The organism is Aliivibrio fischeri (assembly GCA_038993745.2).
GTDB lineage: Bacteria > Pseudomonadota > Gammaproteobacteria > Enterobacterales > Vibrionaceae > Aliivibrio > Aliivibrio fischeri_B.
The window spans coordinates 817,933-844,128 of sequence record CP160629.1 but is presented as its reverse complement, the minus strand read 5'-3'; the positions used below and the strand labels follow the sequence as shown (position 1 = coordinate 844,128).

Here is a 26,196-nt window from a genome sequence, read left to right as displayed (position 1 = left end):
ATTAACCAGTAAACTTACTACTATTTGTAAACAATATCACCGTGTGGAGCAAATTCATTCACATCAATAGGACTGTTTGTTTCTAGGAAATCTTTAAGTACTTCTGCATCAACAAAGCCTGTATTTACATAGCCAGGGTGATCTGAAATTTTTGGATATCCATCGCCACCAGCAGCGTTATAGCTTGGTACTGTAAAACGATATGTTTCATCTAGGCGTAATTGCTTACCACCAATAAATACATTTGATACTTTACCATTTTCAACAGTCATTTTAATGCCAGCAAATTGAGCATAGGCACCAGAATCAACAGGCTTAGTCGCAACTACGTTAAGGTAATCTAACACTTCTTTACCCGTCATATCCGCATAAGTTACGATATTGCCAAATGGTTGAACCGTTAATACGTCTTTGTAAGTTACATCACCCGCTTCAATTGAATCACGTACACCACCAGAGTTCATTACTGCAAAATCAGCTTTTGCACGAACCATATGTGATGTAGCAATCAAGCGACCTAAGTTAGTTTGTTCAAAACGAACAACATTACGATCACCTTCTAATTTGCCATTAGTTGAAGCAATCTTAACATTAAGTTGGCCTTGTCCTTTTTCTTGGAACGGTTTTAAGAAAGCAAGTAACTCTGCATCTTGTTCAATTTCATCTTCAATAAATACACGTTGTTTTTTACCATCGATATTTACTTTTTTCTTCAAGTTAACAGGAATAAGATCATAGCTAACCATTTCTAATTCACCATTACGGAACTCAAAATCAGCTTTACCTACGTATTTACCCCATTCGTGAGCTTGAACAATCCATGTACCATTTTGCTGGTCTGGTTTACACTCATCACCCGGCTTAAAGTTTTTCTTAATTAAGTTAGGGCCTTCCATACATACAGGCTCTTGCGAGTGACCACCCACAATCATATCTAACTCACCCATATCCAAAGAACGCGCTAGAGCAACATCACCTGGAGCATTAATACCACGCTCACCATTTTCATAGTGTCCCATATGAGTTACGGCAAAAATAAGGTCAGGTTTTTCAGTTTCATTTAATTCAGCAATCACTTTCTTTGCTTCCAATTTAGGATCGCGGAATTCAAGACTACCGATGTACTCAGGGTTACCAATTTTTGCTGTATCTTCTGTTGTTAAACCAACTACAGCGATTTTAATACCTTGTTTTTCAAAGATTTCGTATGCTTGATACATACGTTCGCCAGTTTTTTTATCATAGATATTGGCAGATAACATTGGGAACTCAGCCCAATCAATTTGTTTTTGCAGTACATCCAGTGGATTATCAAATTCGTGGTTACCTAATGCAATCGCATCATAACCAATTTTATTCATGCCTTTGAAATCAGGTTCTGCATCTTGTAAATCTGATTCTGGTACACCAGTGTTAATATCACCACCAGATAAAAGAAGCACACTGCCCCCTTCTGCTTGCACTTCAGTTCGAATGTCATCGATCAACGTTTTACGAGCAGCCATTCCATACTCACCATATTTGTTCTGCCAAAAACGACCATGGTTATCATTGGTATGCAATACTGTGATTTTATATGTTGTATCTTCTTGCCAAGCAGGTTCAGACGTTGTCGCACAACCAGCTAAAGTTGTTACCAATGCAGCTGCAATAGCTGTTTTTAGAGAAAGACGTTCCATCATGTTTCACCATTATTCAAAGGGGGATAAATTATAACCAGTAAGAATGTTATCTCTTTAACTGGTCAAATAACCTGACCAAGTTTAAAAGAATTACGTCATACACTCACATTGATCTCATAAATATGTCTATTAGATCACTAAAAATTACTGATCATTATGTAAAAAAAGATAAACCACACAAGGAATTAACACACACTAAACACGCAACCGTTTACGTTTCAGGTTAGTGTTTACTTATTAAACTACGTCCATTCTCATTTTTTATATAAAAAACTAAAACCTGAAATATTTATCATCAATACTACTTATAAATAAGTAAAGTTATTTCACTTTGCCCCGATAACATAATCAAAGCTTATAATAAGACCAACAAATCACAGCTTTTTAATATTAATGGATTACTTTTAATAAGATTAGGCAAAATCATGAAATTAAAACATAAGTTAATCGGTGCTAGTTTACTTGCTGTCATCATCACTGCCTCTGCTCTTACTTGGTTGGCTTCTAACCAACTGTTTGAACAAACACGCAATGGTGTCTATTCACGTGCAGAAAGCGTTACATCTGCTGCAACAACCGGTATATCAAACTGGATAACATTAAAAGCTGAAATTGCACATGCCTTTAATGACTATAGCCAAGAAGAAGATGTTGTTTCATTCCTACAAATCAGCCGTAAAGCTGGTGGATTTGATGACATTTTCTTTGGAACACCACAAGGCGAAATGTTCCGCTCCCACCCAGAGAGAAATCGAGCAGATTACGACCCTCGTCAACGACCTTGGTATCAAGAAGCTCAACGTGAAAATAAGCAGATCATCACCTCTTCTTATCAAGATGCTATCACTCAGTCTCTACTGGTAACCATCGCAGAACCTGTCTATCAAAATGGTCAATTCTTAGGTGTTGTTGGTGCTGACGTTCTTATTGATCAACTAATTGATGATGTGATCAGTTTAGATGCAGGTAAAGATACCATTACAATGCTAATTGATAGTGACGGCACGTTCCTAGCTCACCCAAATAAAGCGCTAATTAAAAAAGAAGTGAATCGCTATTTCAGCGATATGAGCGCCCAAAGTATTCAAGATTCAATCAGCGCAAATCGCATTGAAGTTGCTAATATTAACGGCAGTGAAAAACTGGTTTATTTCGCTAAAGTACCAAATACTAATTGGACATTTGCAGTTGAAATGACAAAAGAAACAGAAGAAGCGGCTCACAGTGCCCTACTTCGTGAAATCATTTTATTAAGCATTGTGTTAACGGTAATTGTTGCTATTGGTGTAACAACATTAGTTAATCTTTTATTTAGAGATTTAATCCGAGTATCAGACGCACTAGCAGAAATATCATCTGGTGAAGGCGATTTAACTCAACGTCTAGAACCTCATAGCGATGACGAAGTCGGTCAACTTGCCATTAACTTTAATACCTTTGTTGGTAACATGCATTCAATGGTATGTCGTTTACGTGATATTTCAGTAACACTAGCAAACCAAGCAAACTCTACGGCAGAGGGAGCGGAAGAACGTAATGTTCGTATCCAACATCAAATGGATGAAATCAATATGGTTGCAACTGCGATTAATGAAATGGCAGCAGCGACACAAGAGATTGCGGGTAATGCTGATAATACAGCTCAAACAGCTGAAGAAACCGTGACAGCATCAAATCATGGTGCAGAGCAAGTGAGCCAAAGCCAACACTCTATCGACAACCTTGCAAAAGAAGTCGAAACAGCAACTGGCGTTATTGAAGAACTTCACCATAATGCTCAGAACATCAATACGATTCTTTCAACAATCCAAAACATTGCAGAACAAACTAACTTGCTTGCATTAAATGCCGCTATTGAAGCAGCTCGAGCAGGCGAACAAGGTCGTGGTTTTGCAGTAGTTGCTGATGAAGTTCGAATTCTAAGCCAACGAACTCATGCTTCTACTCAAGAAATTCAGCAAATGATCGAAACACTGCAAGGAACAACGCAAAAAGCAGTTGGCATTATGGAAGATAGCCAGAACCTTGCAAATACAAGTGTAGAAGATGCGCAATCGGCCTCAGCAAGCTTGTTGCAAATCACGAACTCAGTGACTCAAATAAGTGATATGGCAGCTCAAATTGCTGCGGCCGCTGAAGAGCAATCATCTGTGACTGAAGAAATCACACGTAATACTGAAGCGGTTCGTGATGTTTCAAACGAACTAACAGAAGAAACAAAGCAATCTGTTATTCAGGCGTCTGAGCTCTCTGAACTATCAAATGAATTAAAACAAGAAATCGACCGATTTAAACTGTAAATTCATTAAACATATCCCTAAATTAAAGACAGAACGTGAATTCACATTCTGTCTTTTTTTTTCAAAAAATAAGAATAAAACCAACAAAAAAGAAAATAATTCTGTTAGATATTGTAAAAAAACTACACGCATTACTCACGTGCTACATACAACTACTTGATTTAATAACAAAAAGTGATATTACCACCTTAGAACTACCCCTTTCGGGTAGTTTTATTTCGTAATTGATCCACATCATATCTACATATTCGTTCATAATTCATCATATCTATATATCAAAAATAATAGGATTTCTTATGAGCAAGATGAAGTTAGTCATCATCGGTAATGGCATGGTTGGTCATCGCTATATCGAAGATTTAGTCGATAAAACTGACGTTCAAAACATGGACATCACCGTGTTTTGTGAAGAACCTCGAATCGCATACGATCGTGTTCACCTTTCGTCTTACTTCTCTCATCATACTGCTGATGAACTTTCTCTTGTTAAAGAAGGCTTCTACGAAAAACACGGCATCAATGTATTACTGGGCGAACGTGCAATTAACGTTAACCGTGAAAACCGCATTGTTTACTCAAGCACAGGCCGTGAAATTCAATATGACAAGCTAATCCTTGCTACGGGGTCTTACCCATTTGTCCCACCAATTAAAGGTAATGAAAGCAAAGACTGCTTTGTTTACCGTACCATTGAAGATCTAAAATCCATTGAAGCGACCGCTAAGAAAAGTAAAAGTGGCGTTGTTATTGGTGGCGGCCTTCTTGGCCTTGAAGCTGCTGGTGCACTTAAAGCATTAGGGGTAACGACTCACGTTGTTGAATTTGCTCCTGTATTAATGGCTGAACAGCTTGATCAACAAGGTGGTCTGCAATTACGTAATAAAATTGAACGTATGGGCGTACAAGTTCATACAAGTAAAAATACACTTGAGATTGCACCAGAAGGTATTGACGCTCGAAACGTAATGCGCTTTGCTGACGGTTCTGAGCTTGAAACAGACTTCATTGTCTTCTCTGCAGGTATTCGTCCTCAAGATAAACTGGCTCGTCAAATGGGCTTAGGTATTGCTCCTCGTGGCGGTATCGAAATCAACAACAACTGCCAAACAACAGATAAAAACATTTACGCAATTGGTGAATGTGCGTCTTGGAACCAAACCTTCTATGGACTGGTTGCTCCTGGTTACAAAATGGCAACGGTTGCCGTTGACCATTTAGTGGGTAACGAAAGTGAGTTTGAAGGCGCTGATATGAGCGCAAAATTAAAACTTCTAGGCGTTAAAGTAGGCTCAATTGGTGATGCGAATGGCCGTACTCCTGGTTGTAAAAGCTACGTTTACCAAAACGAAGAAGAAGAGATCTATAAACGCATTATCGTTTCTGAAGATGGCAAAAAGTTACTCGGTGCAGTAATGGTAGGTGATACTTCTGACTATGGTGATTTACTTCAACTTAAACTGAATGATATCGATTTACCTGAACATCCAGACCTTCTGATCTTACCTGCGCATGCTGGTGCTGAAAAACCCTCTTTAGGTGCTGATTCATTACCTGAAAGTGCCGTAATTTGTTCATGTTTTGATGTGACAAAAGGAAAAATTGCTCAAGCGGTTGCTGATGGCAATCACACAATGGCAGAAATTAAGGCGGTTACTGGAGCGGGTACTGGCTGTGGGGTTGTATCCCTCTAGTAACGTCTGTTCTTAATGCAGAACTAGCAAAATCAGGTATTGAAGTAAAAAATGATATCTGTGAACACTTTGCTTATTCTCGCCAAGAACTGTTCCACCTTATCCGTATTGAAGAGATCAAAACTTTTGATGAGCTACTAGAAAAATACGGAAAAGGATACGGTTGTGAAGTATGTAAACCAGCCGTTGGTTCAATCTTAGCGTCATGCTGGGGCGAACACATTCTAAAACCTGAGCTGGTTAAACTGCATGATACTAACGATAACTTCTTAGGCAACATGCAAAAAGATGGTACTTATTCTGTTATCCCTCGTATGGCAGGTGGTGAAGTAACACCTCAGGCTCTAAGCGTTCTTGCTGATGTAGCGGCTGAATATAATCTGTATACAAAAATCACTGGTGCTCAACGTATTGGTTTATTTGGTGCTCAAAAAGACGATTTGCCAGCTATCTGGAAAAAGCTAATTGCAGCTGGATACGAAACCGGTCAAGCGTATGCAAAAGCTCTTCGTATGGCTAAAACGTGTGTTGGTTCAACGTGGTGTCGCTATGGTGTTCAAGACTCTGTTGGCCTTGGAGTAATGATTGAGAATCGCTACAAAGGTATTCGTACACCTCATAAAATGAAGTTCGGTGTATCTGGCTGTACTCGTGAATGTGCGGAAGCTCAAGGTAAAGATTTAGGTATTATTGCTACGGATGCTGGCTGGAATATGTACGTATGTGGTAACGGCGGTATGAAACCTCGTCACGCTGACTTACTGGCTACCGACCTAGACCAAGAGACATTAATTAAATACATCGACCGCTTCATGATGTTCTACATTCGTACGGCTGCACCACTGCAACGTACCTCTGTGTGGATGGAAAACCTTGAAGGTGGTGTTGATTATTTACGCGAAGTTATTGTTGATAACAAACTGGGTATCAATGATCAATTAGAACTGGATGTTGCAAAACTGGTTAATGAATTCTCATGTGAGTGGACAGACACCATCAATGATGAATCTCAGTTAAAACGTTTTACTCATTTCATCAATAGCGATGAGCGTGATGACAATGTGGTTTTTGTTTCAGATGGTCGTGAACAACACCGTCCTGCAACATACACAGAGAAAAACCCAAATGCGAAAGGCGATATTCTGCATGTCGCTCTAACTGATGCAACAGTGGAGAAATAATCATGGCTGCTAAATTTCAAAAAATCTGCCAACTCGATGACATCATCCCTGGCACTGGTGTTTGTGCACTTGTAAATGGCGAACAAGTGGCTGTATTTCGTCCAAGAGAAAATGATGAAGTCTTTGCTATTAGTAATCGTGACCCATTCGCTAATTCAAACGTACTTTCTCGTGGTTTAACGGGGGAACACCAAGGCGAACTTTGGGTAGCAAGTCCACTAAAGAAACAACACTTTAATTTAGTGACTGGTGCATGTATGGAAGATGAGCGTTTTAACGTAAAGACATACAAAGTTCGTGTAACTAACGGACATGTTGAAATCTCAGCATAAGAAGATTTGATAGTTCAAGGGTTTTAGTCACCTATTTATTGCTCATAAAACAGCGACTAGAGCCCTTTCCTATCCAATTTTTAATTTTAACTTTTAGTAAGGGACTTCTATGTCTTATAACAAACCCTCTGAATTCGTCCAAACTATGATCGATGTTGGCGAAGCAAAGATTAAAACTAGCTCTCGTGATCTTATCTTACGTGGCACAATGGCTGGTATTATTCTCTCTCTGGCTGTTGTTGTTGCAATCACGACTATAGTTCAAACAGGTGTAGGTATTGTTGGCGCTCTAGTCTTCCCTGTTGGTTTTTGTATTTTAAGTTTAATGGGCTATGACCTTGTTACTGGTGTATTTGGTCTTGCTCCTCTTGCTAAATTTGAAAATCGTAAAGGCGTTTCTTGGGGACGTGTTTTCCGTTGTTGGGGTCTTGTTGGTCTTGGCAACCTAATTGGTTCTTTAATTGTTGCAGCTCTTATTGCACTATCATTAACAATGAATTTCAGCGTAGAGCCAAACGCAGTTGGTCAAAAATTCATGGCGGTTGCTACTGCACGTACTGTTGGTTTTGAAAACCTAGGTATGGATGGTTGGATTACCTGTTTTGTACGCGGCATTTTATGTAACCTAATGGTATGTCTAGGTGTCATTGGTAATATGACAGCTCGTTCTGTTGCTGGAAAAATTGCAGCAATGTGGCTACCTATCTTTATCTTCTTCGCTCTTGTATTTGAACATGCGGTAGTAAATATGTTCCTATTCCCACTAGGTATGATGCTTGGTGCTGACTTTGGTATCACTACATGGTTAAGCTACAACTTAATCCCAACTATTTTAGGTAACATTGTTGGTGGTCTACTATTTACATGTATTCCTCTATACCTAACACACGTAAAAACAGCGCCATCATTAGACGCTTAAGAATTTATTTCCGTTTAGATTAGTTATAACTCATGCGATTAAAATCACTCTTAATAATTGATTAAGGGTGATTTTTTTTATCGACTCTTACATACTAAGGTGATTAAACCTTATTCTGGAATTCCATTATGCCAAGTATTCAAGCTCAGTCTGAGCAGAAAAAACAAAACGGACTTGTTTCTCTTGTTGGCGCAGGTCCTGGTGATCCCGAACTATTAACCATGAAGGGCTATCGATTAATCAAAGAAGCGGATGTTTGGTTTATGACCGCCTAGTCTCAAAAGAAATTTTAGCGCTTGCAAATGAAAATGCTGAAATGATTTATGTTGGAAAAAAACTGGATTTCCACTTCGTCCCTCAAGATAAAATCAATCAAATCCTAGTCGATAAGGCAAAGGAAGGTAAGCACGTTGTTCGCCTTAAAGGTGGGGATTCATTTATCTTTGGGCGTGGCGGAGAAGAGCTTGAAACGTTAGCTGAAAATGGCGTTCACTTTGAAGTTATTCCGGGGATCACAGCTGCGGCGGGGGCAACCTCATACGCAGGTATCCCATTAACTCACCGAGATCATGCCCAAAGCGTTCAATTTATCACAGCTCATGTACAAAAAGATGGTGCTGATATTGAATGGGATGCACTAGTCCGCTCTAATAATACCTTGGTATTTTATATGGGATTAAAGCAATCTCCTCATATATCTGAACAGTTAATAAAACATGGATTAGCTGCTGATACACCATGTGCAATTATTGAGCGAGGCACAACAGATAAACAAAAAGTATTTACTGGCGATATTTCAGAACTTGCACAGTTAGCAGAAAAAGCCATCAGTCCATCGCTGATCGTAGTAGGTACCGTAACAACACTTCATCATAAATTAGATTGGTTTAAACCAAACGAATAATTTTTTACCATTCAGATAATAAAAAAGCCCAAGAAAGTATTCTCTCTTGGGCTTTTTTATTTATTCTTTAGAACTCGATTATTTAATATCGATGTGCTCGAAGCCTTTAATTAAATCATCTAGTGATTTCATTTGCTTCAAGAAAGGTTCTAATTGATCTAATGGCAATGCAGAAGGACCATCACATAACGCTTTATCTGGGTTTGGATGCGCTTCAATAAATAGACCAGCAATCCCCGTAGCTAAGCCTGCTTTTGCTAACTCAACAGTTTGTGAACGACGACCACCTGATGCTTTACCACTTGGATCGCGATTCTGTAGTGAATGCGTCACATCAAAGATAATTGGGTTGCCGTTTGATGCTTTTTTCATTACACCAAAACCAAGCATATCAACAACTAGGTTGTCATAGCCCATGCAAGAACCACGTTCACAAAGAATGATGTTTTCATTACCACACTCAGAGAACTTATCAATGATATTACCCACTTGGTCTGGGCTCATGAACTGTGGTTTTTTCACATTAATTACAGCACCTGTTTTTGCCATCGCTTCAACAAGGTCCGTTTGACGTGCCAAGAATGCAGGTAATTGAATCACATCCACCACATCAGCAACAGGCTGAGCTTGAGCTTCTGTATGAATATCGGTAATAATTTTCACACCAAACGTATCTTTTAGCTCTTGGAAAATTTTCAAACCTTCTTCCATACCAGGACCACGGTATGAATGAACAGATGAACGGTTTGCTTTATCAAAAGACGCTTTAAATACGTACGGGATGCCTAATCTATCTGTTACTTCTACGTATTTCTCACAGATTTGCATTGCAAGATCACGAGATTCTAATACGTTCATACCGGCAAATAAGGTAAACGGCTTATCATTCGCTACATCAATATTGCCAATTTTTACTGTTTTTTGATTTTGCATTATCTTCACTCTTAATGGAGAACGGTAGGGTGTTGTTCAAGTAATAATTGAACTTGCTCTTTCATCAGTAAAACTGATGGGTCATTTGGGCACTGTTCAATAAAATATTCTAAATCATTTTTCGCCGCATCATTACAATGCAATTGTTGATAGATTAAGCCTCTATCACGAATTTCAAACGGATCATCTGGCACCATTGTCAGTGCCAAATCACTGCATTTTAATGCAAATGAAAAGTTCTTTTCACGAATACAAGCCGTTTTAATAACAGCAAGTAAGCGACCAAGTAAGGTAGAATTATCCACTTTTTCCAAGTGTGATGGTTGAATTGTAGCTAATGGACCACCGTAGCCTATTAACCATGCCGTCATCAAGTGTTGACTTAAATATTGCCCATCAAACGGATTAAAATATTGCGTTTTTTTATTTGGCCACTCTATTTGTAATACGAGTTGAGTAGGGAAATTAATCGCACTAACTGGAAAACCCATGTATTGGCATAAATACAAAAACACAGCGCCTAAGGTGACAGGAATGCCTTTTTTTCTTTGAGTACATGTTCAATAAATGCATTCTCAGAATTAAAATAAGTATTCACGTCTCCGCAATAACCCCATTCAACATAAAACAATTGAATAAGACGCTCTAAGCGTAGTTCATCATTTAGCTCATGAACAAGCACTTGCTCAGCTTCTTGGCACATCTGCTGTAATTTATGTTTAGCCCAATGTATTTCAGTATCGGGTTTATCGCTAAATTAAGCTCTAATGCTCCTTCAGCTAAAGTGCGTTCATCTAAATTTTCATCACACAGTTGGAACATAATTACCCCAAGAACGTTGGTACTTTTGTTACCGCAATTTTAGCAGCAACCATTAACCAACCCATTGCACCTAAAAATGCAAAGGTCTTAAAGACTTTGTTTTTACCATTATTTAAAGTAACTACACCTAAAGCAAGGTAAACCATAATACAGGTAATTTTTTCTGTTAACCAAGGTGCAGATGACGTAAATGGAATGAATCCAGTAATAAAAATAAGCCAAATACCACTAAGTAGCATTGCTGAATCAACAACGTGAGGAACACGCTTAAAGAAGCCATTATTACGAATGTCAGAATTTGCCATCATCAAACAATAACGAACGACAAAAAACAATACGCTACAAGCGACTAATAATAAGTGTATGTGTTTAACTGCGGTATACATGAATTATCCTTTATTCTAGTTATCTACTACCCATTGACCTAAAGTAACTCGGTCATTGCCAGCATAATCTTGCTCTGTTTTCACATTAATATAACCATGCTCTTCAAAAAAGTGACGTAATTGTTCACCTTGTTCAAAACCATGCTCCATCATTAACCAACCGCCATTTAATAAATACTCTCGGCCGTGTTGCATAATGTGAATTAAATCTGAAAACCGTTTTGTTCCGCAACCAAAGCGGTTTGCGGTTCAAAACGAACATCCCCTTCAGATAAATGAGGATCGTTACCATCAATATAAGGGGATTACTCACAATAATGTCGAACTTATCACTCAAAGAAATAGGTTCAAACCAGCTGCCTTGTCTAAATTCAACATTATTAATGTGATTTATTTTCGCATTCCCTTTTGCTAACTCAACCGCATCGTCTTGATAATCGACACCTATCACATTAAGAGTAGGCATTTCAGAAGCAATAGCTAACGCAATGGCTCCTGTACCTGTTCCTAAATCCAAAATGGATTGAGCATTAGGTGTTAAATGATCTAATGCCACTTCAACCAGACGTTCGGTATCAGGTCTTGGAATTAATGTTGTTGGCGATACCTTAAGTGGTAATGACCAAAATTCACGATAACCCACGATATAAGCAATCGGTTCACCAGCAAGACGACGCTCTAGTAACGCATTAAAATTACCCAGCTCTTCGTCTGATACTATTTTCTCAGGCCAAGTTAATAGATAACTTCTTGGCTTATCTAACACATGACAAAGAAGAACAGCAGCATCAACTTGAGGAGAATCACTCCCCTCAAGCGTCAGAGATTGAATTGAGCGCTTTAATAACGCTTCAATAGACAAGCTCATTAGTTTTGTTCAGCCAATGCAGCTAATTGGTCTGCTTGGTACTCAAGAACAACTGGCTCAATTAGACAGCCTAAATCACCTTCCATCACTTCATTTAAACGGTAAACCGTTAAGTTAATACGGTGATCCGATACACGACCTTGTGGGTAGTTATAAGTACGGATTCGATCTGAACGGTCACCAGAACCTAACAAGTTACGGCGAGTATCTGAAACAGCAGCAGCACGACGAGCTTCTTCTGCTTGAATAATACGAGCAGCAAGAACAGACATCGCTTTTGCTTTGTTTTTATGTTGTGAACGTTCATCCTGACATTCAACAACCGTACCTGTTGGTAAGTGAGTAATACGGATTGCGGAATCCGTGGTGTTAACGTGCTGACCACCCGCGCCTGATGCACGGAAAGTATCAATTTTTAAGTCTGCTGCTTTAATTTCAGGAAGATCCGCTTCTGGGATTTCAGCCATAACAGCAACCGTACATGCCGATGTGTGTACACGGCCTTGAGATTCAGTTTCTGGTACACGTTGTACACGGTGACCGCCTGATTCAAACTTAAGTACACCGTATGCACCTTCACCGCTCACTTTTGCGATCATTTCTTTATAACCACCGTGTTCAGCTTCGTTTGAGCTCATGACTTCAACGCGCCAGCCCTTTTTCTCAGCAAAACGTGAATACATGCGGAATAAGTTACCAGCAAAAATACCCGCTTCATCACCACCTGCACCAGCACGGATTTCTAAGAAACAGTTACGTTCATCGTTTGGATCTTTTGGAAGAAGAAGAACTTGAAGTTCATCAGTTAAACGTTCAATAGCTTCTTTAGCATCTTTAATTTCTTCTTGTGCCATCTCACGCATTTCTTCATCATCTTCTTGCGCCATTTCTTGGGCTGCAACAAGATCTTCTTGAGCTTGCTCATACGCTTGGAAGCATTGTGTAACTTCTTCTAGCTGTGAGTATTCACGAGATAAAGCACGAAACTTATTTTGGTCTCCGATAACATCAGGATCGCCTAATAAATGCTGAACTTCTTCATAACGCTCAACCAGCGTCTCTAATTTTACTCGAATGGATGCTTTCATAATAATATTTGTTCTTTTTGTTGGTAGCGAACGCTACGCTTAGTTGTCTAGACCAATAGTGGTTCGGATTACTGTTAATTTTTCAGTTTCACCGTTTTTTGCAGCTTGCTGCATCGCCAATGTTGGTGCATGAATGAGTTTATTGGTTAACTTATTACTGAGTTCAGCCAATACTTTTTCTGGATTTTGTCCTGAAGCAAGTGCTTGCATACTTTTTTGCAATAGCTCAATTCGCATCGCTTCTGAATTTTCACGATACTGACGGATACTATTTACCGCTTGACGAGAACGAATCCATGTCATGAATTCTGCGCTCTCTTCACTGACAATTGCTTCAGCTTGTATCGCTTCTATTTTTCGTTGTTCTATATTGTGATCAATAATAGATTGAAGATCATCAACTGAATATAAATACGCATCATTTAATTCTGCGACTTCACCCTCAATATCTCGAGGAACAGCAATATCAACAAACAACATTGGTTGGTGTTTACGTAATTTCAACGCACTTTCAACCATCCCCTTACCAATAATAGGCAAAGGACTTGCAGTAGAACTAATAATGATATCGGCTTTAGGGAGATGCTCAGGGATCTCAGGAAGACTAATGACTTCAGCATTAAATTGCTCCGCTAATCCCATTGCTCGCTCACGAGTTCGGTTAGCAACAATCAGTCTTTTACAACCAGAGTCATCTAAATGTTTTGCGACAAGCTCAATGGTTTCACCTGCTCCAACCAAAAGTACAGTCGAATCAGACAGAGATTCAAAAATTTGACGAGCTAATGTACATGCTGCATAAGCAACAGAAACGGCATTGCCACCAATATTGGTTTCAGTGCGTACTCTTTTTGCTACCGAGAAATCCTGCTGAAATAATTTTTCAATTGTTCCTTCAACCGCATTGTGCTCTCGTGCATCAGCAAAGGCTTTTTTAACTTGCCCCAAAATTTGTGGTTCACCTAAAACCAACGAATCCAAACCACAAGAAACACGCATAAGGTGTTTTACTGCAGCTTGCTCTTCATGGATATAAATACTAGGCATTAAGATTTCTAGTGCGACATGATGAAATTCAGCGAGCCAATTAATCACATAACCGCTGCTAATACCGTGTTTAACTTCGCAGTAGATTTCTGTTCGATTACAGGTCGATAGGATTACGCCACTTTGAATTGCATCGCTGTTTTTTAATTCATCTAACGCTTTTGTCAATTTTTCCGGAGAAAATGCAACTTTCTCGCGTAAATCAACAGAGGCTGACGTATGATTAATTCCAATAACAAGCAATGACATTCGGCAAACGGACCAATAATAAAAATAACAAGGGCGGATTTTACTTGATGCGACCCAATTTTAAAAGGCATCAGGGCTTTTGTGTAAGAAATTAGTGATATTCAAATACTATTTGGCTCCAAATTCGCCATTAATTTGCTACAATTGTTGCATTACTTCAGAATTAAAGATGAGATTATCAAGAATGTTTCCTCGCTTTGTACGTTCCCCTTTTACTATTCTCATATTCACGCTCTTTCTTAACGCCTGTTCAACGACCCCTTTAACACCTCAACAATCGACAGATTGGGATAAACATCAAGCAAAACTCGAACAGATTACGCAATATAAAGTAACAGGAAAAATCGGATATCAAGCACCAAACCAACGCCATAGTTTAAATTTCCAGTGGATTCAAAAACCAGAACAAAGTCAACTATTGCTCACTTCATTTCTTGGCCAAACGGTAATGAAACTAACCATGACAGAGCAAATGACAACAATCGAGACTGGCGATGGGCAAAAATTTGAAGGTCGTGATCCTGGAAGATTAATGTATAGCTTAAGTGGCATCAGCATGCCTATAGGGGATTTACAAGATTGGATTAAAGGCTTACCGACCGCCGCAGATAATTTCCAACTCAATGAGCTTAATACTGTAGAACACTTATCAAAACAAATTGGTCAAACTAACTGGCATTTACGTTACAGCAGCTATATTGAAAAAAGTAACCTACTTCTCCCTAATTCAATGAAACTCACGCAACAAGATACCACCATTAAAATCATTGCTTCAAATTGGATAATTTCTCAATGATCACCAAAACAACTCGCTGGCCATCCCCAGCCAAATTAAACCTATTTCTTTATATCAATGGCCAACAAGAAAATGGCTATCATGAGCTTCAAACTTTATTTCAATTTATTGATTTATGTGATCACCTCACCATTACTGCTAATCAATCAGGTCAAATAACCCTTGCACCAGACATTCCTGGAGTAAAAACGGAAGATAATCTGATATGGAAAGCGGCAACGCTATTACAGCAGCACAGTCAATGTAAATTCGGCGCTCATATCGAAATAGAAAAGATTTTACCTATGGGTGGAGGCATCGGTGGTGGTTCCTCTAATGCAGCAACCGTACTCGTCGCCCTTAATTTTCTATGGCAGCTCAATTTAAGTAACGATACTTTAGCAGCACTCGGAGTAAAACTAGGGCTGATGTGCCTATTTTTGTTCATGGATTTGCCGCTTTTGCAGAAGGTATTGGTGAGAAATTGCAACCAGCCACCCCTAAAGAGTTATGGTACGTTTTAATCAAACCAGAAGTCAGTATCGCAACCGTCGATGTTTTCACTCATCCTGACTTGGTCAGAAATACACCAAAACAGCCACTTAACGCACTTTTAGAAGCAACATACGTAAACGATTGCGAAAAAATTGTCAGAAGTGTGTATCCAGAGGTTGATTACCAACTTTCATGGCTGTTAGAATATGCGCCATCGAGATTAACTGGAACAGGCGCTTGTGTTTTTGCTGAATTTAACAGCGAAAAAGAAGCACAAGATGTTTATTCTTTAATCCCTGATAATGCAACCGGATTTATCGCCCGAGGTATGAATACTTCGCCACTCAACCGAACACTGGAAGAGTATAAATCATTATGCAAAATATAAAATTCTCACAATTTGGACGCAACCCTGAGGTTTCCACCGTGCCTGACATGAAGCTATTTGCTGGTAATGCAACTCCTGAACTAGCCCAACGTATCGCTGATCGACTATATATTTCACTTGGTGACGCTACTGTAGATCGTTTTTCTGACGGCGAAGTAGCCGTTCAAATTAACGAGAATGTACGTGGTAGTGATGTTTTCATCATTCAATCGACTTGTGCTCCTACTAATGACAACATTATGGAATTAGTAGTGATGATTGATGCACTTCGTCGTGCTTCTGCTGGCCGTATTACTGCGGTAATCCCATACTTTGGTTACGCTCGTCAAGATCGTCGTGTACGTTCTGCTCGTGTACCAATCACTGCAAAAGTTATTGCTGATATGCTTTCAAACGTTGGTGTTGACCGCGTTTTAACTATCGACCTTCACGCTGAACAAATTCAAGGTTTCTTCGACGTACCTGTAGACAACATCTTCGGTACTCCTGTACTGCTTGATGACATGCGTACTCGTGGTTTAGAAAACCCTGTTGTTGTTTCTCCTGACCTAGGCGGTGTTGTTCGTGCTCGTGCAACAGCAAAAGCATTAGGTGATGTTGATATCGCTATCGTTGATAAGCGCCGTCCACGTGCTAACGTTTCTGAAGTAATGAACCTAATTGGTGATGTTGACGGTCGTGATTGTGTAATCGTTGATGACATGATCGATACTGGCGGTACATTATGTAAAGCAGCTGAAGCGCTTAAAGAGCGTGGCGCAAAACGTGTATTTGCATACGCAACTCACGCAGTATTCTCTGGTAGTGCACCACAAAACATTGCAAACTCAGTTCTTGACCAAGTTATCGTAACTGACTCAATTACTCTTTCTAAAGAAATGGCAGCAACAGGTAAAGTAACTGAACTTAGCCTTTCTCGCATGCTAGCTGAAGCGATTCGTCGTATCAGCAATGAAGAGTCTATCTCTGCAATGTTTGATCACTAATCAAACAGAAATCTATTCAAACGCCCTGCCTTTGCGGGGCGTTTTTGTATTTGAATTCTTGTGGTAATATGGCGCGCCTTTTTAATGGTGCATACTAATATCATTAATTGTATTTAGCTCTCATACGCTCTAAACAAGTTCATTAATCATATTAGTATCCAAGATAAGAGAGATAATTCTTTGAGTAATCAGATCAAACTTCTCGTTGGACTAGCAAACCCTGGTCTTGAGTATAAAAGAACTCGCCATAATGCTGGTGCATGGGTTGTTGAAGAACTCGCTCGAGTTCATAATGTTTCTATGCGAGAAGAAGCTAAATTCTTCGGCTTAACTGGTAGGATCCAAAGTAATGGTGATGATCTTCGATTGTTGATCCCAACCACTTTTATGAATCTATCAGGTAAAGCTATCGCTGCGATGGCAAAGTTCTATCAGATCAAACCGGAAGAAATTCTTGTTGCTCATGATGAACTGGATCTCCCTCCTGGTGTTGCTAAATTTAAAAAAGGTGGTGGACACGGTGGCCATAACGGTTTGCGTGACACCATAAGTAAATTAGCGAATACGAAAGAGTTTTACCGCCTTCGTATTGGCATTGGTCATCCTGGCCATAAAGATAAAGTTGCCGGTTTTGTTTTAGGTAAAGCGCCAACTAAAGAGCAAGAATTAATCGATGCTGCCGTAGATGAATCTACACGCTGCCTTGATATCCTTCTCAAAGATGGATTAAGCAAAGCACAAAATCGTTTACACACATTCAAAGCTGAATAACACAGATAAGGTTTACATCATGGGTTTTAAATGCGGAATCGTTGGTCTTCCAAACGTTGGTAAATCAACACTATTTAACGCACTAACAAAAGCAGGAATCGAAGCAGCAAACTTCCCTTTCTGTACAATTGAACCAAACACAGGTGTGGTTCCTGTTCCTGATCTACGTTTAGATGCATTAGCAAAAATCGTAAAACCAGAACGTATTCTTCCGACTACAATGGAATTCGTTGATATCGCTGGTTTAGTGGCAGGCGCATCTAAAGGTGAAGGTCTAGGTAACAAATTCCTAGCAAACATCCGTGAAACAGATGCAATTGGTCATGTTGTTCGTTGTTTTGAAAATGAAAACATCATTCACGTTGCAGGTAAGATCTCACCAATTGAAGATATTGAGATCATCAACCTTGAACTTGCTCTTGCTGATTTAGATTCGTGTGAACGTGCAATGCAACGTAATGCGAAAAAAGCAAAAGGCGGAGACAAAGACGCGAAGTTTGAAATTTCTGTACTTGAGAAACTGCTTCCAGTATTAACTGAAGGTGGTATGGCTCGCACTGTTGAGCTAACGAAAGAAGAAGCGGCAGCTATTGGTTACCTAAACTTCCTAACGTTAAAACCAACAATGTACATTGCTAACGTAAGCGAAGATGGCTTCGAAGATAACCCATTCCTAGATATGGTTCGTGAATACGCAGAAAAAGAAAACAACGTAGTTGTTCCTGTTTGTGCTGCTATTGAATCTGAGCTTTCTGAACTTGACGATGAAGATCGTGAAGAGTTCCTTGCTGATATGGGTATCGAAGAACCAGGTCTAAACCGCGTAATCCGCTCTGGTTATGAACTGCTTACTCTTCAAACTTACTTCACTGCTGGTGTTAAAGAAGTTCGTGCATGGACTATCCCTGTAGGAGCTACAGCACCACAAGCAGCTGGTAAGATCCATACTGACTTTGAAAAAGGCTTTATCCGTGCTGAAGTTATTGGTTACGACAACTTCATCGAGTTCAACGGTGAGAGTGGTGCTAAAGAAGCAGGTAAATGGCGCCTAGAAGGTAAAGAATATATCGTTAAAGATGGTGATGTTGTTCATTTCCGCTTCAACGTATAATTAAATAAGGCCAGCAAATTTGCTGGCCTTTTTATTACTTGCTAATAATTCAACCACTTAAGATTACTTTTCAACCAGTCCTCTGTTATTTTTCTTCCCCCCTTTTTATCTCTTATATACTGAGTTTTATTCATTTATGCTCATATTTGCATATAAAAAGCACGGTTTGATTAAATTCCGTTCGAACAAACAAAGAATTACTGTTTTTTTCAAAAAAGTGTTGACGCATAAGCCTTAGATACGCATAATGCGCTCCGTCCTCACCGCTAAGGCGAAAGAGAGACAAGCAAGAAATGCAAGACAATTTGGCTACTTAGCTCAGCTGGTTAGAGCACATCACTCATAATGATGGGGTCACAGGTTCAAATCCCGTAGTAGCCACCATACAATTTTTAATTGATTATCCAATTGTCGATTAAAATAAAATTTCTACTTAACGTATTAACGTTAAAATAGTAGAATGCGGACGTGGCGGAATTGGTAGACGCACCAGATTTAGGTTCTGGCGCCGCAAGGTGTGAGAGTTCAAGTCTCTCCGTCCGCACCATTATTTAGGTTCGTAAGAATCTCGTTGGGATATCGCCAAGCGGTAAGGCAGCGGCTTTTGATGCCGCCATTCCCTGGTTCAAATCCAGGTATCCCAGCCACTTTAAAACATAATTGATTCATTTCGATTATGAAAATGTGTTATTGGATCACCAATCTCCAGTTTCACTATAAAATTTGTGCGGTCGTGGCGGAATTGGTAGACGCACCAGATTTAGGTTCTGGCGCCGCGAGGTGTGAGAGTTCAAGTCTCTCCGACCGCACCATTATTTAGATTCGTAAGAATCTCGTTGGGATATCGCCAAGCGGTAAGGCAGCGGCTTTTGATGCCGCCATTCCCTGGTTCAAATCCAGGTATCCCAGCCACTTTAAAACATAATTGATTTATTTCGATTATGACAACGTGTTATTGAATCACCAATCTTCAATTTCACTACAATATTTGTGCGGACGTGGCGGAATTGGTAGACGCACCAGATTTAGGTTCTGGCGCCGCGAGGTGTGAGAGTTCAAGTCTCTCCGTCCGCACCATTATTTAGATTCGTGAGAATCTCGTTGGGATATCGCCAAGCGGTAAGGCAGCGGCTTTTGATGCCGCCATTCCCTGGTTCAAATCCAGGTATCCCAGCCACTTTAAAACATAATTGATTCATTTCGATTATGACAACGTGTTATTGGATAACCAATCTCCAGTTTCACTACAATATTTGTGCGGTCGTGGCGGAATTGGTAGACGCACCAGATTTAGGTTCTGGCGCCGCGAGGTGTGAGAGTTCAAGTCTCTCCGACCGCACCATTAATTGAATGGCTACTTAGCTCAGCTGGTTAGAGCACATCACTCATAATGATGGGGTCACAGGTTCAAATCCCGTAGTAGCCACCATTTTTTAATTGTTTAGTAAAACAATTCGTTGGGATATCGCCAAGCGGTAAGGCAGCGGCTTTTGATGCCGCCATTCCCTGGTTCAAATCCAGGTATCCCAGCCACTTTAAAACGTAATTGATTTATTTCGATTATGACAACGTGTTATTGGATCACCAATCTCCAATTTCACTACAATATTTGTGCGGACGTGGCGGAATTGGTAGACGCACCAGATTTAGGTTCTGGCGCCGCGAGGTGTGAGAGTTCAAGTCTCTCCGTCCGCACCATTAATTGAATGGCTACTTAGCTCAGCTGGTTAGAGCACATCACTCATAATGATGGGGTCACAGGTTCAAATCCCGTAGTAGCCACCATTCTTTCTCTTCTCATTAACTTGAGAGTAAGAAAGGAAAAAGTGTTGTTAGATCACCAATCTCTAATTTCACTATAAAATTTGTGCGGTCGTGGCGGAATTGGTAGACGCACCAGATTTAGGTTCTGGCGCCGCGAGGTGTGAGAGTTCAAGTCTCTCCGACCGCACCATTATTTAGGTTCGTAAGAATCTCGTTGGGATATCGCCAAGCGGTAAGGCAGCGGCTTTTGATGCCGCCATTCCCTGGTTCAAATCCAGGTATCCCAGCCACTTTAAAACGTAATTGATTTATTTCGATTATGACAACGTGTTATTGAATCACCAATCTTCAATTTCACTACAATATTTGTGCGGACGTGGCGGAATTGGTAGACGCACCAGATTTAGGTTCTGGCGCCGCGAGGTGTGAGAGTTCAAGTCTCTCCGTCCGCACCATTAATTGAATGGCTACTTAGCTCAGCTGGTTAGAGCACATCACTCATAATGATGGGGTCACAGGTTCAAATCCCGTAGTAGCCACCATTCTTTCTCTTATTCATTAATTTTAGAATAAGTAAGAAAGGAAAAAGTGTTATTAGATCACCAATCTCTAATTTCACTATAAAATTTGTGCGGTCGTGGCGGAATTGGTAGACGCACCAGATTTAGGTTCTGGCGCCGCGAGGTGTGAGAGTTCAAGTCTCTCCGACCGCACCATTATTTAGGTTCGCAAGAATCTCGTTGGGATATCGCCAAGCGGTAAGGCAGCGGCTTTTGATGCCGCCATTCCCTGGTTCAAATCCAGGTATCCCAGCCACTTTTAAAAAGCTCATCATTAATTTGATGGGCTTTTTTTTCGTCTGTAAGATTCTATTTTCATCTACTCATACCAATCAGGATAATTAGTTGATCAGATACAAAAAAGGTGACCAATTAATGATCACCTTCTGTGTTTCCAGTTGTTTCCTACTTGTCCCTAATATTTTCTATAACCCTAACGCATACTTCAGTGCTTGGATCTTTAATGGACCAGCTGATTCTGCAGCTCTTAATCCAATATTACGTAATAATTTAACCGGAGGCAGTGTATTGCTAAATAAGGTATAAAAAACGTCCATACTGGTTTGCATTAGTAAATTATCTGTTCGTCTTCTGCTTTCATATCTTGATGGCGCTTTATCACTCTCTACGCCATTTTTTTCGACTTCTTCTAAAAAGACATTCACATCTTTAAAACCTAAATTAACACCCTGCCCTGCTAACGGGTTAATGGTATGTGCCGCATCACCAAGTAACACACACCGATGGTTTACATATTGTTGAGCATGTCTGCGTGTAAGAGGAAAAGATCCAAAGCGTTCAACTTTAAAGCCACCAAGTTCTGCAGGAAAGTGTCGCTTGATTTGTTCTTCTAATTGAGTATTACTCATTGCAGTTAATTGCTTAATACGAGTAGGTGAGTCATACCAAACTAATGAGCCTTTATTTCCAAATAAAGGTAAGAATGATCTTGGCCCTGACGGTGTAAACCATTGCCATGTAATGTCTTGCTGTTCTTGCTCGGTTTCAATATTAATCAACATACAATGTTGACGATAATCCCAAGCAGTTATTCCTATTTTTGCTTGTTGACGAACATAAGAGTTAGCGCCATCAGCTCCAATCACCCATTTTGCTTTTAATACGGAATTATCACTTAGAGTTAATTCATTGTATTCTTGATGAAAAGTGATTGTATTAATGTTTATTGGAGTAAGTACATTTAAGTTACTGTACTGAGAAAATTCATTCCAAAGACCTAATTGGATTAATCGGTTTTCAACAATAAAGCCAAGTTGATCCATATTAAGAGCATCTGAATGAAAACGCGTCCTACACTCAGGATGTTCCCATGTTTCTAACCGCTTATAAGGACATACTCTTGTCTCGCTTATAAATTTCCAAGCGCCTAAAGAATCTAATAAGTCGACTGATGATTGTGAAATAGCCGAAACTCGAATATCCATCGGTTGTGCTTTGTCATAAACCGCTGGTTCTCTTGCTTCAAGCAAAACAACTGAGTGACCTAATTTAGCCAAACCAACCGCAGTTGCTGCGCCAACCATGCCACCACCGACTACGGCATAATCATATTCTTTTATCATCCATCGACCTTATTGAATCAATTATTTTCCCTTATTCTAGCCTGATTTATCAGTAATCGAAATCACTCACTGCATGTCCTTATAATTTTCATGGTCTACTACACCTAGTCACAGCGCTTGGAAAGCAGTACAATACGCGCCCTATCCGTTTTGATCGAGCTTGTCTCTCAAAACTGTACCGAATTTTAGTAATACAAAACGAGTGAAAAGTTACATGACTAAGAAACTGCTGATCAAAACCTGGGGCTGTCAGATGAACGAATACGATTCATCTAAAATGGCCGACCTTTTAGGTGCCGCAAATGGTTATGAATTAACAGAAGAACCAACAGAAGCTGACGTTCTACTATTAAATACCTGCTCTATTCGTGAAAAAGCACAAGAGAAAGTGTTTCACCAATTAGGCCGCTGGAAAAACCTAAAAGATAAAAAACCAGATCTAGTGATCGGTGTTGGTGGTTGTGTTGCAACTCAAGAAGGTGATCATATTCGCCAACGAGCTCCATACGTTGACGTAATCTTTGGCCCACAAACTTTACACCGTTTACCTGAAATGATCCGCCAATCTCAATCAAATGAAAAACCAGTAATGGATATTTCATTCCCAGAGATCGAAAAGTTCGATAACCTTCCTGAACCAAAAGCAGAAGGTGCAACAGCATTCGTTTCTATTATGGAAGGGTGTTCTAAGTACTGTACTTACTGTGTTGTTCCATACACTCGTGGTGAAGAAGTAAGCCGTCCTCTTGATGACGTATTATTTGAAATTGCACAGCTTGCAGAGCAAGGCGTACGTGAAGTAAACCTATTAGGTCAAAACGTTAACGCGTACCGTGGTCCAATGCATGACGGTGATATCTGCACATTTGCTGAATTATTACGTATGGTTGCATCTATCGATGGTATCGACCGTTTACGCTTTACAACAAGCCACCCATTAGAGTTTGGTGATGACATCATCGCTGTATACGAAGATACGCCAGAGCTAGTAAGTTTCTTACACTTACCTGTTCAAAGTGGTTCTGATCGTATTCTAACTATGATGAAGCGCCCTCACACAGCGATTGAATACAAATCAATCATTCGTAAATTACGTAAGGCTCGTCCTGATATTCAAATCAGTTCTGACTTTATTGTTGGCTTCCCTGGTGAAACGGCGAAAGACTTCCAAGATACAATGAAACTGATTAAAGATGTCGACTTCGACATGAGCTTTAGTTTCATCTTCTCTGCGCGTCCAGGAACACCTGCTGCTGATTATCCATGTGATATCCCTGAACAAGAGAAGAAAGATCGCCTAGCTGAACTGCAACAGCAAGTAAACAGCCAAGCAATGCGCTACTCTCGTCTAATGCTAGACACAGAGCAACGTGTATTAGTTGAAGGCCCATCGAAGAAAAACCTGATGGAACTTCGTGCTCGTACTGAAAACAACCGTGTTGTAAACTTTGAAGGTTCAGCGGATCTTATTGGTCAATTTGTTGATGTTAAAATCACAGATGTATTTGCGAACTCACTGCGTGGTGAACTAGTTCGTACAGAAAAAGACATGGGTTTACGTGTTGTTATGACTCCAGCAGAAATGATGGAAAAGACACGTCGTGAAGATGATCTTGGTGTAGGTACTTTTACGCCATAGTGTGATCTCTTTAATAAAATCAAAGACAAATAAAGATGATTGAGGTTACTCAGTCATCTTTTTTCTTTTATAGTCTTGAGAAAATACCTTATTTACCCAATAAATACTGTATAGATACCTTACTAGTTACTTTATGCGAGGCGACATTGAGCATTAAAACAACCAAATTAGAGTTGACCTTAGAGCCAGCAGACAATCATCGTTTATCTAGCCTTTGTGGGCCTTTTGATGACAACATCAAGCACCTTGAACGTCGTTTAGGGGTGGAGATTAACTATAGAGGCAACCTATTTACCGTGGTCGGTAAACCTCATACCGTTTCAGCTACTATTGATATTCTCAAAGATCTATACGTCGATACCGCTCCTGTAAAGAATCAATACCCTGATATTGAGCCAGAACAAATCCATTTAGCGGTAAAAGAATCCGGTGTTTTAGAACAGGCAAAAGAAGACGTTTCAACCATTCCTTATGGAAAAGAAGTCTTTATTAAAACCAAAAAAGGATTAATAAAGCCAAGAACTGAAAACCAAGCGCAATACGTAACCAACATGGTAACTCACGATATTACCTTTGGTATTGGCCCAGCAGGTACAGGAAAGACCTACCTTGCCGTTGCAGCTGCCGTTGATGCTTTAGAACGCCAAGAAGTTCGTCGTATCCTGCTTACTCGTCCAGCTGTTGAAGCGGGTGAAAAATTAGGCTTTTTACCTGGTGATCTTAGCCAAAAGGTTGATCCGTATTTACGCCCTCTTTATGATGCGCTATTTGAAATGCTTGGCTTTGAACGTGTTGAGAAACTTATTGAACGCAACGTTATTGAAGTAGCTCCACTTGCTTATATGCGTGGTAGAACCCTTAACGATGCCTTTATCATCCTAGATGAAAGCCAAAATACAACTGTAGAACAAATGAAAATGTTCTTAACTCGTATTGGTTTTAATTCACGTGCGGTTATTACTGGCGATGTAACTCAAATTGATTTGCCTCGTGGCGCTAAATCAGGTCTTCGTCATGCGATTGAAGTTCTTTCTGAAGTGAATGAAATCAGCTTCAACTTCTTTATTGCTGATGATGTGGTTCGCCATCCTGTCGTAGCTCGAATTGTGAACGCTTATGAAAAATGGGAAGCAAAAGATCAAAAAGAGCGTAAACTAGAGGAAATACGCAGAAAGCAAGAGCGTGATGCTCGCATGGCTGAAGCAGAAAATAATCAGTAACAAAATCAGGTGAACAATGAGTATTGAACTCGATCTACAAATTGCATGTGAAAACGAAAACGGCTTACCATCAGAAAAAGATCTGATGACATGGTTAAATGCAGTTATTCCACAATTTCAACCGCAAGCCGAATTAACCATTCGTATTGTAGACGAAAAAGAAAGTCATGAATTAAATCACGAATATCGTGGTAAAGATAAGCCAACTAATGTACTTTCATTTCCGTTCGAAGCTCCTCCTGGTCTTGAGCTTAATTTACTTGGCGATTTAATTATCTGTCGCCAAGTTGTTGAAGAAGAAGCTATCGAGCAAAATAAGCCATTATTAGCACATTGGGCTCATATGGTTGTACATGGCAGTCTTCATCTGCTAGGTTATGACCATATCGAAGATGATGAAGCTGAAGAGATGGAATCACTCGAAACAGAATTAATGCAAGGTATGGGATTTGAAGACCCATATATTGCTGAGAAATAACAACGGAATAACCCGTAGTTACTA

Annotated in this window: 16 protein-coding genes, 18 tRNA genes and 5 pseudogenes; 31 read left to right on the top strand and 8 right to left on the bottom strand. The window is 39.8% G+C overall.

Annotated features, from left to right (window positions below; all coding sequences use genetic code 11):
* Nucleotides 1-20 precede the first annotated feature (20 nt).
* Nucleotides 21-1,682 (bottom strand): bifunctional UDP-sugar hydrolase/5'-nucleotidase UshA, encoded by a 1,662-nt coding sequence (gene ushA, locus AAFX60_004195; GenBank protein XDF78366.1) that lies wholly within the window; start codon nucleotides 1,680-1,682, stop codon nucleotides 21-23.
* A 425-nt stretch (nucleotides 1,683-2,107) separates the two neighbouring features.
* Between ushA and AAFX60_004190 the strand changes: the two genes are divergently transcribed.
* The 5 genes and pseudogenes from AAFX60_004190 to cobA all read left to right on the top strand — a co-directional run bounded on the left by AAFX60_004190 (nucleotide 2,108) and on the right by cobA (nucleotide 9,009).
* A complete protein-coding gene (locus tag AAFX60_004190) occupies nucleotides 2,108-3,982 on the top strand; it encodes a methyl-accepting chemotaxis protein (GenBank protein ID XDF78365.1) in 1,875 nt (624 codons plus the stop codon).
* Between the two features lie 296 nt (nucleotides 3,983-4,278).
* Nucleotides 4,279-6,854, top strand: a pseudogene (nirB, locus tag AAFX60_004185) (nitrite reductase large subunit NirB).
* A gap of 2 nt (nucleotides 6,855-6,856) precedes the next feature.
* Nucleotides 6,857-7,186 carry a nitrite reductase small subunit NirD gene (gene nirD / locus AAFX60_004180; GenBank protein ID XDF78364.1) on the top strand — a complete coding sequence of 110 codons (330 nt, stop codon included), beginning with the start codon at nucleotides 6,857-6,859 and terminating at the stop codon, nucleotides 7,184-7,186.
* Between the two features lie 109 nt (nucleotides 7,187-7,295).
* The gene (locus tag AAFX60_004175) at nucleotides 7,296-8,105 is read left to right on the top strand and encodes a formate/nitrite transporter family protein (protein ID XDF78363.1); all 810 of its coding nucleotides are present in this window, start codon (nucleotides 7,296-7,298) and stop codon (nucleotides 8,103-8,105) included.
* Between the two features lie 128 nt (nucleotides 8,106-8,233).
* Nucleotides 8,234-9,009, top strand: a pseudogene (gene cobA, locus AAFX60_004170) (uroporphyrinogen-III C-methyltransferase).
* A gap of 78 nt (nucleotides 9,010-9,087) precedes the next feature.
* On the opposite strand, the gene kdsA reads toward cobA, so the two are convergent.
* The 6 genes and pseudogenes from kdsA to hemA form a co-directional block, all read right to left on the bottom strand.
* Nucleotides 9,088-9,942: a 3-deoxy-8-phosphooctulonate synthase gene (kdsA, locus tag AAFX60_004165; protein ID XDF78362.1), complete on the bottom strand. Its 855-nt coding sequence runs from the start codon at nucleotides 9,940-9,942 to the stop codon at nucleotides 9,088-9,090.
* Nucleotides 9,943-9,953: 11 nt separating this feature from the next.
* A pseudogene (locus AAFX60_004160) lies at nucleotides 9,954-10,764 on the bottom strand (SirB1 family protein).
* Nucleotides 10,765-10,766: 2 nt separating this feature from the next.
* Nucleotides 10,767-11,150: a SirB2 family protein gene (locus tag AAFX60_004155; GenBank protein ID XDF78361.1), complete on the bottom strand. Its 384-nt coding sequence runs from the start codon at nucleotides 11,148-11,150 to the stop codon at nucleotides 10,767-10,769.
* Between the two features lie 15 nt (nucleotides 11,151-11,165).
* A pseudogene (prmC, locus tag AAFX60_004150) lies at nucleotides 11,166-12,018 on the bottom strand (peptide chain release factor N(5)-glutamine methyltransferase).
* The gene (prfA, locus tag AAFX60_004145; protein XDF78360.1) at nucleotides 12,018-13,106 is read right to left on the bottom strand and encodes a peptide chain release factor 1; all 1,089 of its coding nucleotides are present in this window, start codon (nucleotides 13,104-13,106) and stop codon (nucleotides 12,018-12,020) included. The pseudogene prmC and the gene prfA overlap by 1 nt, the downstream one beginning before the upstream one ends.
* Before the next feature lie 39 nt (nucleotides 13,107-13,145).
* Nucleotides 13,146-14,402: a glutamyl-tRNA reductase gene (hemA, locus tag AAFX60_004140; protein ID XDF78359.1), complete on the bottom strand. Its 1,257-nt coding sequence runs from the start codon at nucleotides 14,400-14,402 to the stop codon at nucleotides 13,146-13,148.
* Between the two features lie 169 nt (nucleotides 14,403-14,571).
* On the opposite strand from hemA, the gene lolB reads away from it, so the two are divergent.
* The 23 genes and pseudogenes from lolB (at nucleotide 14,572) to AAFX60_004025 (ending at nucleotide 21,508) form a co-directional block, all read left to right on the top strand.
* Nucleotides 14,572-15,198, top strand: a complete 627-nt coding sequence (lolB, locus tag AAFX60_004135; GenBank protein XDF78358.1) for a lipoprotein insertase outer membrane protein LolB — start codon at nucleotides 14,572-14,574, stop codon at nucleotides 15,196-15,198.
* Nucleotides 15,195-16,060: pseudogene (ispE, locus tag AAFX60_004130) on the top strand (4-(cytidine 5'-diphospho)-2-C-methyl-D-erythritol kinase). The gene lolB and the pseudogene ispE overlap by 4 nt, the downstream one beginning before the upstream one ends.
* Nucleotides 16,061-16,098: 38 nt before the next feature.
* Nucleotides 16,099-17,046 (top strand): ribose-phosphate pyrophosphokinase, encoded by a 948-nt coding sequence (locus AAFX60_004125; protein ID XDF78881.1) that lies wholly within the window; start codon nucleotides 16,099-16,101, stop codon nucleotides 17,044-17,046.
* 180 nt (nucleotides 17,047-17,226) lie between these two features.
* Nucleotides 17,227-17,817 (top strand): aminoacyl-tRNA hydrolase, encoded by a 591-nt coding sequence (gene pth / locus AAFX60_004120; GenBank protein XDF78357.1) that lies wholly within the window; start codon nucleotides 17,227-17,229, stop codon nucleotides 17,815-17,817.
* A 19-nt stretch (nucleotides 17,818-17,836) separates the two neighbouring features.
* Nucleotides 17,837-18,928, top strand: a complete 1,092-nt coding sequence (ychF, locus tag AAFX60_004115) for a redox-regulated ATPase YchF (GenBank protein XDF78356.1) — start codon at nucleotides 17,837-17,839, stop codon at nucleotides 18,926-18,928.
* Nucleotides 18,929-19,235: 307 nt separating this feature from the next.
* Nucleotides 19,236-19,312 (top strand) — tRNA-Met (locus AAFX60_004110).
* Nucleotides 19,313-19,390: 78 nt separating this feature from the next.
* Nucleotides 19,391-19,475 (top strand) — tRNA-Leu (locus tag AAFX60_004105).
* A gap of 25 nt (nucleotides 19,476-19,500) precedes the next feature.
* A tRNA-Gln gene (locus tag AAFX60_004100) sits at nucleotides 19,501-19,575 on the top strand.
* A gap of 80 nt (nucleotides 19,576-19,655) precedes the next feature.
* A tRNA-Leu gene (locus AAFX60_004095) sits at nucleotides 19,656-19,740 on the top strand.
* 25 nt (nucleotides 19,741-19,765) lie between these two features.
* Nucleotides 19,766-19,840, top strand: a tRNA-Gln gene (locus AAFX60_004090).
* A gap of 80 nt (nucleotides 19,841-19,920) precedes the next feature.
* A tRNA-Leu gene (locus AAFX60_004085) sits at nucleotides 19,921-20,005 on the top strand.
* Nucleotides 20,006-20,030: 25 nt separating this feature from the next.
* A tRNA-Gln gene (locus AAFX60_004080) sits at nucleotides 20,031-20,105 on the top strand.
* An 80-nt stretch (nucleotides 20,106-20,185) separates the two neighbouring features.
* Nucleotides 20,186-20,270: transfer RNA gene (locus AAFX60_004075), tRNA-Leu, on the top strand.
* A gap of 10 nt (nucleotides 20,271-20,280) precedes the next feature.
* Nucleotides 20,281-20,357 (top strand) — tRNA-Met (locus AAFX60_004070).
* Nucleotides 20,358-20,386: 29 nt separating this feature from the next.
* Nucleotides 20,387-20,461, top strand: a tRNA-Gln gene (locus tag AAFX60_004065).
* 80 nt (nucleotides 20,462-20,541) lie between these two features.
* Nucleotides 20,542-20,626 (top strand) — tRNA-Leu (locus AAFX60_004060).
* Between the two features lie 10 nt (nucleotides 20,627-20,636).
* Nucleotides 20,637-20,713: transfer RNA gene (locus tag AAFX60_004055), tRNA-Met, on the top strand.
* 84 nt (nucleotides 20,714-20,797) lie between these two features.
* Nucleotides 20,798-20,882 (top strand) — tRNA-Leu (locus tag AAFX60_004050).
* A gap of 25 nt (nucleotides 20,883-20,907) precedes the next feature.
* Nucleotides 20,908-20,982: transfer RNA gene (locus AAFX60_004045), tRNA-Gln, on the top strand.
* Between the two features lie 80 nt (nucleotides 20,983-21,062).
* A tRNA-Leu gene (locus tag AAFX60_004040) sits at nucleotides 21,063-21,147 on the top strand.
* Nucleotides 21,148-21,157: 10 nt separating this feature from the next.
* Nucleotides 21,158-21,234 (top strand) — tRNA-Met (locus AAFX60_004035).
* Nucleotides 21,235-21,323: 89 nt separating this feature from the next.
* Nucleotides 21,324-21,408, top strand: a tRNA-Leu gene (locus AAFX60_004030).
* Nucleotides 21,409-21,433: 25 nt separating this feature from the next.
* Nucleotides 21,434-21,508, top strand: a tRNA-Gln gene (locus AAFX60_004025).
* 169 nt (nucleotides 21,509-21,677) lie between these two features.
* Here the strand turns inward: AAFX60_004025 and AAFX60_004020 are convergent.
* On the bottom strand, nucleotides 21,678-22,835 hold the full coding sequence (locus AAFX60_004020) for a 2-octaprenyl-3-methyl-6-methoxy-1,4-benzoquinol hydroxylase (GenBank protein ID XDF78355.1): 1,158 nt from the start codon (nucleotides 22,833-22,835) through the stop codon (nucleotides 21,678-21,680).
* A 214-nt stretch (nucleotides 22,836-23,049) separates the two neighbouring features.
* Between AAFX60_004020 and miaB the strand changes: the two genes are divergently transcribed.
* From miaB to ybeY, 3 genes are all read left to right on the top strand, one after another.
* Nucleotides 23,050-24,474, top strand: a complete 1,425-nt coding sequence (gene miaB / locus AAFX60_004015; GenBank protein ID XDF78354.1) for a tRNA (N6-isopentenyl adenosine(37)-C2)-methylthiotransferase MiaB — start codon at nucleotides 23,050-23,052, stop codon at nucleotides 24,472-24,474.
* A gap of 146 nt (nucleotides 24,475-24,620) precedes the next feature.
* Nucleotides 24,621-25,694 (top strand): PhoH family protein, encoded by a 1,074-nt coding sequence (locus AAFX60_004010; GenBank protein XDF78353.1) that lies wholly within the window; start codon nucleotides 24,621-24,623, stop codon nucleotides 25,692-25,694.
* Nucleotides 25,695-25,710: 16 nt separating this feature from the next.
* Nucleotides 25,711-26,172, top strand: a complete 462-nt coding sequence (gene ybeY / locus AAFX60_004005; GenBank protein ID XDF78352.1) for an rRNA maturation RNase YbeY — start codon at nucleotides 25,711-25,713, stop codon at nucleotides 26,170-26,172.
* The last annotated feature ends 24 nt before the right edge of the window (nucleotides 26,173-26,196 follow it).